Annotated in this window: 9 protein-coding genes and 2 pseudogenes; all 11 read left to right on the top strand. The window is 65.6% G+C overall.

The features are described 5' to 3' along the window. Positions 1 to 381, top strand: a pseudogene (locus WBH99_RS05850) (16S rRNA (cytosine(967)-C(5))-methyltransferase RsmB); the annotation flags it as partial. After that, entirely contained in the window at positions 341 to 994 is a 654-nt protein-coding gene (locus WBH99_RS05845; RefSeq protein ID WP_424219173.1) for a DUF4390 domain-containing protein, read from the top strand. The pseudogene WBH99_RS05850 and the gene WBH99_RS05845, both read left to right, overlap by 41 nt. Next, positions 991 to 3153, top strand: a complete 2163-nt coding sequence (locus WBH99_RS05840; protein ID WP_424219172.1) for an ATP-binding protein — start codon at positions 991 to 993, stop codon at positions 3151 to 3153. The genes WBH99_RS05845 and WBH99_RS05840 overlap by 4 nt, the downstream gene beginning before the upstream one ends. Continuing rightward, positions 3131 to 4408 (top strand): sigma-54-dependent transcriptional regulator, encoded by a 1278-nt coding sequence (locus WBH99_RS05835; protein ID WP_424219171.1) that lies wholly within the window; start codon positions 3131 to 3133, stop codon positions 4406 to 4408. Before WBH99_RS05840 ends, WBH99_RS05835 begins: the two co-directional genes overlap by 23 nt. Beyond that, positions 4405 to 5838 carry a Trk system potassium transporter TrkA gene (gene trkA, locus WBH99_RS05830; protein WP_424219170.1) on the top strand — a complete coding sequence of 478 codons (1434 nt, stop codon included), beginning with the start codon at positions 4405 to 4407 and terminating at the stop codon, positions 5836 to 5838. The genes WBH99_RS05835 and trkA overlap by 4 nt, the downstream gene beginning before the upstream one ends. Before the next feature lie 237 nt (positions 5839 to 6075). Further along, a pseudogene (locus WBH99_RS05825) lies at positions 6076 to 6285 on the top strand (DUF5397 domain-containing protein). Positions 6286 to 6472: 187 nt separating this feature from the next. Continuing rightward, positions 6473 to 6610, top strand: coding sequence for a hypothetical protein (locus tag WBH99_RS05820; protein WP_424219169.1), 138 nt, complete (start codon positions 6473 to 6475; stop codon positions 6608 to 6610). Between the two features lie 77 nt (positions 6611 to 6687). Beyond that, a complete protein-coding gene (locus WBH99_RS05815; RefSeq protein ID WP_424219168.1) occupies positions 6688 to 7155 on the top strand; it encodes a PaaI family thioesterase in 468 nt (155 codons plus the stop codon). A gap of 31 nt (positions 7156 to 7186) precedes the next feature. Then, on the top strand, positions 7187 to 8263 hold the full coding sequence (gene hemE / locus WBH99_RS05810) for a uroporphyrinogen decarboxylase (protein WP_424219167.1): 1077 nt from the start codon (positions 7187 to 7189) through the stop codon (positions 8261 to 8263). A gap of 297 nt (positions 8264 to 8560) precedes the next feature. After that, positions 8561 to 10561: a primosomal protein N' gene (locus WBH99_RS05805; RefSeq protein WP_424219174.1), complete on the top strand. Its 2001-nt coding sequence runs from the start codon at positions 8561 to 8563 to the stop codon at positions 10559 to 10561. Positions 10562 to 10718: 157 nt separating this feature from the next. Next, positions 10719 to 11422: permease (locus WBH99_RS05800; RefSeq protein WP_424219166.1), on the top strand; the 704-nt coding region annotated here is incomplete at its 3' end.

Here is an 11422-nt window from a genome sequence, read left to right as displayed (position 1 = left end):
CGGGTGCGCTGCGGCGATGCCAGCGCCCCCCGTGCCTGGGGCCGGGAACCGGCTGCCTTCGACGCCATCCTGGCCGACGTACCCTGCTCCGCCAGCGGCGTGGTGCGCCGCCACCCGGATGCCAAGTGGCTGCGCCAGCCCCAGGACATTCTCAGGTTTGCCTACGCCCAGCGACGCATCCTGGAACGGCTGTGGACCGCCCTGCAGCCCGGCGGCAAATTGCTTTATGCTAGCTGCTCGGTCTTTCCGGAAGAAAACGGCGAGCAGGTGGCAAAATTCCTGAATCGCACTGCGGATGCCCGCCGGGTCAGCGAGGAACAATGGCTGCCCGGGGCAGAACATGATGGTTTCTACTATGCCCTGCTGCAAAAACTGGCCTGAGCGCCTGGCTGGCTGGCTGCTGGCCTGCTGCCTGATTCTGCTCCCCCTGCTGGCCCCCGCGGCCTGGGCGGGCAGCATCGATATCCGCAATCCCGAATTGCTGCCCAGCGAGGAAGGCTACGCCCTTGCCGCCGATTTCCGCATCGACTTCAACCCCCGCCTGGAAGAGGCCGTGGCCAAGGGGGTGGTCCTCAATTTCGTCCTCGAATTCGAACTGGAACGGCCGCGCTGGTACTGGCTGAACGAGAAAGTAGCCAGCCGCAGCCAGAACTGGCGCCTCAGCTACCACGCCCTGACCCGCCAGTACCGCCTGTCCACCGGCGCCCTGCACCAGTCCTTCGCCAGCCTGGAAGAAGCCCTGCAAATGCTCTCCCGGGTGCGCCGCTGGCACGTCATCGAAGGCCCGCTCAAACCCGGCGACAGCTACCAGGCGGCCTTGCGCCTGCGCCTGGACATTTCCCAACTGCCCAAGCCCTTTCAGGTCTCGGCCCTGGGCAGCCGGGACTGGAACCTGAATTCAGACTGGCAATACTGGACCTTCGTGGTACCGCCACCGGCCGCCGTGCCGGAAACCGAAACGGCGCTGGCCCAGCCCCCCCAGGACAACCGATGAAACGCCTGCTGGCCATCGCGGGAGCCCTGGGGGCCGCCCTGGGAACCATCCTCTGGTTCTTGCTGCTGGCCTCCACCTCGGCGAACACCATCCTCTTCGCCAACCAGTACCCGCTGATCCTGGGGCTCAACATCCTGGTCGCCGTGATCCTGCTCGGTCTGGTGGGCTGGCAGGTGCATGCCCTGTGGCGCGACTACCGGGCCCAGGTGTTCGGCTCCCGGCTCAAGCTCAGGCTGATGCTGATGTTCGGCCTCGTGGCCGTGGTGCCCGGCACCCTGGTGTATGGGGTTTCGGTGCAGTTCATCACCCGTTCCATCGAAAGCTGGTTCGACGTGCGGGTGGAAAAGGCCCTGGAATCAGGCCTCAACCTGGGCCGCTCGGCCCTCGATTCCCTGCTCGGGGAACTGGCCCAGAAGGCCCGGGGCATGGCCCTGGAACTGGCCGACCGGCCCGACAGCGCCCAACGCCTGCTGCTGTCCCGCCTGCGCGAACAGGCCGGGGTGGATTCCGCCGCCCTGTTCGGCCCCAATGGCCAGCTCATCACCAGCGCACAGGCTGAACTGACCCGCCTGCTGCCGCCCCTGCCCTCGCCTGCCGAACTGAAGCAGGCGCGCACCGGCCGCCCCGTGACCGCCATCGAGGGCGAAGGCGACGGCATGACCCTGCGCGTCATGGTGCCGGTGACGCCGCTCACCTTCTTTGAACAACCCCGGGTTTTGCAACTCTCCCAGCCCGTACCGGCGAGCCTGGCCCGGAATGCCGAAGCGGTGCAGGAAGTCTACCGCGACTATCAGGAACTGCAGCTGGCCCGCCAGGGCCTGACCCAGATCTACGCCCTGACCCTGACCCTGACGGTGCTGGTCGCCCTGTTTGCCGCCTTCGCCCTGGCTTTCTTCATGGCCCGGCGCCTCTCCGCCCCGCTCTCGATCCTGGCCGAGGGCACCCAGGCCGTGGCCCAGGGCGACTACTCGCCGCGCCAGGCGATCTACAGCCGCGATGAGCTGGGGATGCTGACCCAGTCCTTCAACCAGATGACCCGGCAACTGGACGAGGCCCGGCGCGAGGCGAAGCGGCACCGCAGCGAGGTGGAATCGGCCCGGGCCTACCTGGAATCCATCCTCGCCAACCTCTCGGCCGGGGTGCTGGTATTCGATCGCCATTTCACCCTGCGCACGATCAATGAGGGAGCCATCACCGTGCTGGGCGAATCCCTGTCGGAACTGGTAGGCCAGCCCACCGAGGACTGGGGCCGCTACCCGGAGCTGGGCCAGTTCATCCGCCAGCATTTCGGCCCGGACAGTCCCGCCGAATGGCAGGGCCAGCTCGAACTGGAGCAAGAAGGCGGCATCGCCCAGGCCCTGCTGCTGCGCGGCACCCGCCTGCCCGAGGCCAGCGGCGGCGGCCATGTGGTGGTGTTTGATGACGTCACCCAACTCATCGCCGCCCAGCGCAGCGCCGCCTGGGGCGAGGTGGCCCGGCGCCTGGCGCACGAGATCAAGAACCCGCTCACGCCCATCCAGCTTTCCGCCGAGCGCCTGCAGATGAAGCTGGCCGACCACCTGAGCGGCAAGGAGGCGGAGATGCTGGAGCGCGCCACCCAGACCATCATCAACCAGGTTCAGGCCATGAAGCGGATGGTGGATGATTTCCGCGATTATTCCCGCCACCCGGCCCCGGAACTGGCGCCCCTCGACCTGAACAGCCTGATCCGCGAAGTGCTCGGCCTCTATGAGAACTCCGAGGTCCGGGTCAGCCCGGAACTGGCGCCGGAACTGCCCCCGGTGCTGGGCGATGCCAACCAGATCCGCCAGGTGATCCACAACCTGCTCAGGAACGGCCAGGATGCCCTGGAGGGGCTGCCCGAGCCCCGGCTCTTGATCCGCACCGAAAACAGGCAAACCTTTGCCCTGTTGCAGATCATCGACAACGGCAAGGGCTTTCCGGTGGATATCCTGCCCCGGGTGTTCGAACCCTACATCACCACCAAGCCCCGGGGCACGGGGCTGGGCCTGCCCATCGTCAAGAAGATCGTGGACGAGCACCTGGGCAGCATCGACATCAGCAACCTCCCGGAGGGCGGCGCCTGCATCAGCATCCGCCTGCCCCTGGCGAAGGAAGGCAACAAGGAAGGAAAAAATGGCAGAGATACTGGTCGTTGACGACGAGATCGGCATCCGGGAACTGCTCTCGGAAATTCTGGCCGACGAAGGCCATGACGTGCGGCTGGCCGAGAACGCCGCGGCCGCCCGTCAGATCCGCAGCGAAACCACCCCGGATCTGGTACTGCTCGACATCTGGATGCCGGACACGGACGGCATTTCGCTGTTGAAGGAATGGTCCGCCGCCGGCCTGCTGACCATGCCGGTCGTCATGATGTCGGGGCACGGCACCATCGACACGGCCGTGGAGGCCACCCGCATCGGCGCGGTGGATTTCCTGGAAAAACCGATCGCCCTGCAAAAGCTGCTGTCCACGGTCAAGAAGGCCCTGAAGCACGACCACATCGGCCAGCGCCCACCGCTCACCCTGGACGCCCTGGCCCATGCCGCCTTGTTCCGGGACCTGAAGAAGCGCCTGGAACAGGCGGCCGCCAAGACCAGCATCCTGATGCTCAAGGGCGGCTCCGGCCCGATCGCCGAAATCTGCGCCCGCACCCTGCAGCGGCCCCAGTCGCCCTGGCTGGATCTGCTCGAATGCACCGCCCCCATGAACCAGGAACTGCTGCAAAAGACCGCCGGCGGCCTGATCTACGTCAGCGACCTGGCCAGCCTGGGCAAGCTGCAACAGATGAACCTGGCCTTTGCCCTGGAACGGGTGCACAAGCACAACATCCTGCTCGTGGCCGCCTCGTCCCAATCCCTGACCAGCCTGGGCAGCCGCGGCTGGGATGCCCAGCTGCTGGCCCGCCTGGGCGAAGTCTGGCTGGCCCTGCCCAACCTCAACCAGCATGCGGACGAACTGCCCGAAGTGATTGGCCTGTTCCTGACCCAGATGGTGGAGCGCCAGGAAGTGCCCCTGCGCCACTTTTCCAGTGCCGCCCTGAACCTGCTGCGGGTCCGCAAGTGGCCCAATGAAACGGGCTGGAACGACCTGCAGGCCCTGATCCGCAATCTGGCCCTGACCGCCCTGGAAGAAGAAATCACCGAGGCCGACATCCGCCGCCTGCTGCCGGAGGCGGAACAACCGCAAGCCACCCTGGCCCCGGAGGGCCTGCGGGAACTGTTCGAACACCCCCTGCGGGAAGCCCGGGACGCCTTTGAAAGACATTACTTCGAACACCTGCTCCGGGCCGAAGGCGGCAACATGACCCGGGTGGCGGACCGCTCCGGCCTGGAACGCACCCACCTGTATCGCAAGCTGAAGCTGCTCGGGGTGGCCGTGGGCCGCCGCAGCGGGGAGGAGAACGGCACATGAAGATCGTCATTCTCGGGGCGGGCCAGGTCGGCGCCAGTGTGGCGGAAAGCCTGGTGTCCGAAGAAAACGACATCACCATCGTCGATAGCGACGCAGCGCGGATCGCGGCCCTGCAGGACCGCCTCGATCTGCGCGCCATCACCGGCAACGCCGCCTATCCCTCGGTGCTCCGGAGCGCCGGGACCGAAGACGCGGACCTGGTGATTGCCGTGACCCAGAGCGACCAGACCAACCTCGTGGCCTGCAAGATCGCCCAGAGCCTGTTCAATGTCCCCACCCGCATCGCCCGGCTGCGCTCGCGCGACTTCCTCGAAGACCCGCAGCTGCTCTCCCCGGACAATTTCGCGGTGGATTTCGCCATCTGCCCCGAGCAGATCATCACCGACTACGTGGTGCGCCTGATCGAGTTCCCCGAAGCCCTGCAGGTCCTGGAATTTGCCAGGGGCCGGGTGTCCCTGGTGGCCGTGCGCGCCTTCGAAGACGGCCTGCTGGTGCATAAGCCGGTCAGGAAGATGAAGGAACACCTGCCGCTCGGCATGGAAGCGCGTATCGCCGCCATCTACCGGCAAGACCAGGCCATCATCCCCAGCGGCGAAACCCACATCCTGCCCGGCGACGAAGTGTTCGTGCTGGCCGCTGACGAACACATCCGCCCGGTGCTGCGGGAACTGCGGCGCATGACGAATCCGGTGCAGCGCATCATGATCGCCGGGGGCGGCAACATCGGCCTTCGCGTGGCGGCCACCCTGGAAAAGCACTACGAGGTCAAGATCATCGAGAACGTGCGCAGCCGCTCCGAATACATCGCCAGCAATCTCAAGGGCGCCCTGGTGCTGTTTGGCGATGCCACCGACGAGGAACTGCTGGAGCAGGAAAACATCGCCGAGATGGACCTGTTCCTGGCGCTGACCAACGACGACGAAGACAACATCATGGCCGCCTCGCTGGCCAAGCGCATGGGCTGCAACCGGGTGGTGGCCCTGATCAACCGGCGCGCCTATGCCGACATGGTCCAGGGCGGCCCCATCGACATCGGCATCTCCCCCGCCCACGTTTCCATCGGCACCCTGCTCGCCCATGTCCGCCGCGGCGACGTGACGACCGTGCATTCCCTGCGCCGGGGCGCGGCCGAAGCCCTGGAACTGGTCGCCCATGGCGATCTGAACAGTTCCAAGGTGGTGGGCCGGCGCATCGCCGACATTCCCTGGCCCAAAGGCGTCACCGTCGCCGCCCTGGTGCGCGATTTCGAGCATGTGGAACCCGTGCATGTCCGCGATGACGGCACGGTGGATCGTCGCTCTGGCCGGGTGGAAATAGCCCATGGCGATACCGTCATCCAGTCCGGCGATCATGTGATCGTGTTCTGTATCCAGAAGAAACTGGTGCGCCAGGTGGAGCAGCTGTTCCAGGTCGGTTTCCACTTCTTCTGACCCCGGCCCTTCCCGCCGCCTTCGCCATGCGCCTGGCCCGACGAAAAATCTCTACCCTGCCGGCGAGGCTTGACCCCGGCGCTCAGGAAAAGCCGCTTTCCTGGAAAGGCCATCCGGATTTGAGTGTGTTTTCGAGGTCTGAACCGGCTGCCGTCAGCTTGGAGTAAAAGCGGATTTCGATGTTGTCTTCGTTGGAGCGTTCATCTACCATCAACCCGGATTTGTGGGAGAACGGTCATGCACGCTGCCATTGCGCCGCCGCCGGTCCCGGTCGGCAAGATCAAGAGCTTCGGGCCTTTCGGGCCTTTCGGGCCGAAGTACGAGGTAGGTCAGGCCATTCGCCAGCTGGATGATGGCGACTGAATGATCGAGGTCACGATGGTGGAGACGGGCGAGAAGGCTGAGTACCGCCTGACGCATCTATCCGACGATCCGGAAGCGCACTGATGTACGAGAAGTCCGTGCGCGACATCCGTGCCTTCCGCATCGAGCAGTGGTCTGACTTCACCCCGGTGGTGAAGTCGTAACGAAAGGGAACTCCACCGGCCACCTGTCCCGCATGATGGTGCTGATCCTGGCGTCGCGCCCCCCTGGCCGAATGATCGAGGAATGGCGCAAGCGCCGCTCGTAGCCCATGCCCGCGACCCTCCTGAACCTCCCCGACTTCAAGGTGCAACGGGTCGAGGAAACCGGGCACGACGATCACGTCTGCGCCGCAGTCTCGAACCCTCCCGGCGTCTGCACGGCCTGCCGACCCATGGCCAGCGGCTAACTGAGCCGGGAGCCACGTACCGGCTCAAAGAAGCGTTCTACGCCATCCCTTCCATCAAAACCCAAGTGATGAACATCATGACTACTCAACAAGAAGTTGCCGCCTTCATCGCCGCAGAATTTCCACAAACAAAATGTGTCGTGCGGGAAATCAGTCCGGGCGGTGCCACCGTTTTCCATGAAGTCGGCCCAAGCGAGTTGAGGCCAGGCGGCACCGTCTCCGGCCCCGTCCTCATGGGAGTTGCCGACGTTGCGCTATACGTTGCGATTCTCGGCCGGATCGGGATCGTGCCACTGGCCGTCACGACCAGCCTGACCATCAACTTCCTGCGCAAGCCTGCCGCAGACCGAGGCATCATCGGAGTCTGCAAATTGCTCAAGACAGGAAGATCACTCGTCGTAGGCGAGGTTTCCCTGTACTCGGAAGGCACAACAGAACCCGTGGCGCATGTTGTCGGCACTTACTCCATCCCTCCCGATGCCCGATCGCAAACCGGCTCGGAAGCCTGGGGCGCCCTCGACGCCCAGCCCTTCACTCGGGGATAATCCCGCCTTTCCCTTTTCCGGAGCGTCTCCCGTGTCCCGACCCAAGAATGACAATTTCCTCCGGGCCCTGCTCAAGGAAGCCACCGATCACACCCCCATCTGGCTGATGCGCCAGGCCGGCCGCTACCTGCCCGAATACTGTGAGACCCGAAAGCGCGCCGGCGACTTCCTCTCCCTGTGCAAGTCGCCCGACCTGGCCTGCGAAGTCACCCTGCAGCCCCTGGCCCGCTACGATCTGGACGCGGCCATCCTGTTCTCCGACATCCTCACCGTGCCCGACGCCATGGGGCTCGGCCTCTATTTCGAGGCCGGCGAAGGCCCCCGCTTCGAGCGCCCGCTGCGGGAAGAATGGGCGATCAATGGCCTCAGCGCGCCGGACCCTTACGATCACCTGGGCTACGTCATGGATGGGGTGCGGGAAATCCGCAAGGCGCTCGACAACGCCGTGCCCCTGATCGGCTTTTCCGGCAGCCCCTACACCCTGGCCTGCTACATGGTGGAAGGGGGTGGCTCCAAGGATTTCCGCCACATCAAGGCCATGCTCTATAGCCGGCCCGACCTGCTGCACCGCATCCTCTCGGTCACCGCCACCGCCGTCACCGCCTACCTCAATGCCCAGATCGAATGCGGCGCCCAGGCGGTGATGATCTTCGACACCTGGGGCGGCTCCCTCTCCAGCGCCGCCTTCCCGGAGTTTTCCCTGGCTTACATGGAGAAGATCATCGCCGGCCTGCACCCGACCTGGGACGGAGAACAGATTCCCGTCATCGTGTTCACCAAGGGGGGCGGCCTGTGGCTGGAGAAGATCGCCGCCATCGGCTGCGCCGGGGTGGGCCTGGACTGGACCATCGACATCGGCGAAGCCCGCCGCCGGGTGGGCGAGCAGGTCGCCCTGCAAGGCAACCTCGACCCCAACGTGCTGTTTGCCCCGCCGGAGAAGATCGCCGCCGAAGCCACCCAGGTGCTCGATGCCTTCGGCCCCGGCGATACCGGCCATGTCTTCAACCTGGGCCACGGCATTTCCCAATTCACCCCGCCCGAGCATGTCACGGCGCTGGTGGAAACGGTGCATAACTACCGCCGCCGAACACCCGTTTCCGGGACATGAGTCCGCCATGAGGCTCGACTTATACACAGATTGCAGTTCTGTGACCCACATCACTCCTTGCCTCTTGACAATCGGTAACAACATCCATGCGCCTGTTTCCAAAGGAATTTCAATTTCCCCATGTTCAGGCAGGGCCAGCAAAAGCCTGATGGGCAAAGGGTTCCGGGCCTTCTTCCAGTCTTTCTCCACAAACTTATCCACAGCTTCTGAGGATGAGCCTGAAATTCCGCTGGAATGGCGGCCAGCCGCCCTGCCAGCCGCCCTGCCAGCCGCCCTGCCAGCCGCCCTGCCAGCGCCATGAACATCGCCCGGGTTGCCCTGGACCTGCCCCTGCACCGGCTGTTTGATTACCTGATCGACGGCCTGGGCCCGGCTGAACCGGGCTTGCGCATCCGGGTGCCCTTTGGCCGGAGCGAAAAGATCGGCATCATCGTCAGCCTGCCCGGCCACAGCGACCTGGCCCCGGAACAACTGAAGCCAGCCCTGGAGATCCTTGCCGATACTCCACCCTTGCCCCCGGACTTCTTCCAGCTCTGCGAATTCGCCAGCAGCTATTACCAGGCCGCTCTGGGCGAAGTGCTGCTGCAAGCCCTGCCCCCCGGCCTGAAGAAGGCCAGCCCCGCCAAGCGCAGGAACACCAAAGCCAAGGCCGCCGGCAAGGGGGTGGAACCCGGCCCGCCCCGGCTCACCGCAGAACAGGAGCGGGTCCTGGCCGCGGTCAATCACAGCAGCGGCTACGCCCCCTTCCTGCTGCACGGGGTCACCGGCAGCGGCAAGACCGAGGTCTATCTGCGCCTCATCACCGCCGCCCTGGAACGGGGCCAGCAGGCCCTGCTGCTGGTGCCGGAAATCAACCTGACGCCTCAGCTCGAAGCGCGCATCCGCCAGCGTTTTCCCAGCGTGCCGACCGCCATCTTGCATAGCGAACTGGCCGAAGCGGCGCGCGAGCGGGAGTGGAAGGCGGCTTTTCTGGGCCAAGCCCGGATCATCGTCGGCACCCGGCTTGCCATCTTCACCCCCCTGCCGGAGCTTGGCCTGATCGTGGTCGATGAGGAGCACGATGCCTCCTACAAGCAGCAGGACGGCATGCGCTACTCGGCCCGGGACCTGGCCATCTACCGCGCCAGCCTGGGTAAATTGCCCATCGTCCTGGGCTCCGCCACCCCCAGCCTGGAATCCTGGGCCCATGCCCAAACCGGCCGCTACACCCTGCTCAGCCTCGAAGAGCGGGCCGTGAGCGCCGCCCGGCTGCCCGCCATCCACCTCGTCGATACCCGCCGCATGGCCCTGAGCGAAGGCGTCAGCCCAGCGCTGCAAGACGCCATCCGCAAACGCCTCGAAGCCAAAGAGCAAAGCCTCATCTTTCTCAACCGGCGCGGCTACGCTCCGGTGCTCGGCTGCACCGCCTGCGGCTGGGTCTCGCGCTGCCAGCGCTGCGCCGCGAACATGGTGGTGCACCTCAAGGACCAGCGCCTGCGCTGCCACCACTGCGGCTTTGAACTCCGGATTCCGCGGGCCTGCCCCACCTGCGGCAATCAGGACATCCACCCCTTCGGGCGCGGCACCCAGCGCCTCGAAGCCTGGCTGACCGAAACCTTTCCCACAGCGCGCATCCTGCGGGTGGATCGCGATTCGGCCAAGAGCAAGAAACAGTGGGAGGCCCTCTTGCAACAGATCCACGACGGCAGCGGCGCCGAGCGGGTCGATATCCTCGTCGGCACCCAGATGCTCGCCAAGGGGCACGACTTTCCCCGCCTCACCCTGGTGGGCGCCGTGGGCGCCGATGCCGCCCTGTTCGCCGCCGACTGGCGCGCCCCGGAACGGCTGTTCGCGCAGTTGATGCAGGTCGCGGGCCGCGCCGGCCGGGCCGAGCTGCCGGGCGAGGTCATCATCCAGACCGAATATCCGGAGCATCCTCTCTATGCCGCCCTCCGGGCCCACGACTACCCGAGCTACGCCGCCACCTTGCTCACCGAGCGCCGCCAGGCCGGCTTTCCTCCCTACACCTTCCAGGCCATGCTGCGCGCCGAAGCGCCGCAGATGGCCGATGCCATCGACTTTCTCAAGGCCGCCGTGGCCCTCATCTTGCCGGAAAACCATCCGGAAGTGCTGCTCTACGACCCGGTTCCGATGCGCCTCTCCCGCCTCTGGAGCCTGGAACGGGCGCAGCTCCTGGTGGAATCCGCCAGCCGCCCCAGCCTGCAGGCCTTCCTTGCCACCTGGCGCGAGGGCCTGGAAACCATCAAATCCCCCAGCCGCCTGCGCTGGCACCTGGAAGTCGATCCGCTGGAATTTTGAGGGCAAGCCGGCGCTCGGCCGCTACGCCACCGACGATGTGGCGCGGTTGGGCACTTCCACATCGATGTGTCAGAATGTTCCACGGGGTGCGCGGACACGCATTCCCCTGACCGGGTTGATGGAACGGCGTGCGGGAACTAAGGGGAAGGACAAGACCATGGAGCTGATGCTCAAGCTACTCAACGGCGGTGCTGGAACTCTGGCCTCTTACCTGGCGGCGCATGTGCTGCTCTGCTTGCTGCCCGCGTTTTTCATTGCGGGCGCCATGGCGGCGCTGATCCCCAAGGCCAGCATCACCCGCTGGCTGGGGCGCAACACACCGGCCTATGTCTCTTACCCGGCTGCTGCCCTGGCCGGGTCGCTGATTGCGGTGTGCTCTTGCACCATCGTGCCCTTGTTTGCGGGCATTTACCGCAAGGGCGCGGGCATTGGCCCGGCGATTACTTTTCTGTTCTTTGCGCCGGCGGGCAACATCATGGCGCTGGCCTACACCGGCAGCATCCTGGGGCCGCAGTTTGCCGGGGCGCGGGTGGTGCTGTGCCTGTTGTTTGGCATCGGCATCGGTTTGCTGATGTCGCGCATCTTCTGGCGCGACGACGCCACGCACGATGCCGAAACCGATGACGCCTTTGCCGACCAGGCCCGGATTGCCCCCGCTCAGCTGGGCGTGCTGCTGTCGCTGCTCGCCCTGTTGATTGCGGGCACGCTCAAGCTTTGGCCGCTGACGGCCACCCTGGGCACGGCCACGCTGGCGCTGGGCTGGGCGCAGGCGTGGCAGGACACGCTGTTTGCCTGGGTGCCGTTCGATGCGGCCAAGGGCGAAGAAGGTGTGAGCTTTCAGGGCTCGGTCTTGATTGCCTT

This window comes from Azovibrio sp. (assembly GCF_049658005.1).
In the GTDB taxonomy this organism is placed as follows: domain Bacteria; phylum Pseudomonadota; class Gammaproteobacteria; order Burkholderiales; family Rhodocyclaceae; genus Azovibrio.
The sequence above is the reverse complement of the archived record's forward strand: the minus strand, read 5'-3'. Positions and strand labels throughout refer to the sequence as shown.

Coding starts and splice junctions, on each gene's coding strand:
- WBH99_RS05845 (WP_424219173.1), top strand. CDS start 341: ATGATGGTTTCTACTATGCCCTGCTGCAAAAACTGGCCTGAGCGCCTG.
- trkA (WP_424219170.1), top strand. CDS start 4,405: ATGAAGATCGTCATTCTCGGGGCGGGCCAGGTCGGCGCCAGTGTGGCG.
- WBH99_RS05840 (WP_424219172.1), top strand. CDS start 991: ATGAAACGCCTGCTGGCCATCGCGGGAGCCCTGGGGGCCGCCCTGGGA.
- WBH99_RS05815 (WP_424219168.1), top strand. CDS start 6,688: ATGACTACTCAACAAGAAGTTGCCGCCTTCATCGCCGCAGAATTTCCA.
- WBH99_RS05820 (WP_424219169.1), top strand. CDS start 6,473: ATGCCCGCGACCCTCCTGAACCTCCCCGACTTCAAGGTGCAACGGGTC.
- WBH99_RS05805 (WP_424219174.1), top strand. CDS start 8,561: ATGAACATCGCCCGGGTTGCCCTGGACCTGCCCCTGCACCGGCTGTTT.
- WBH99_RS05835 (WP_424219171.1), top strand. CDS start 3,131: ATGGCAGAGATACTGGTCGTTGACGACGAGATCGGCATCCGGGAACTG.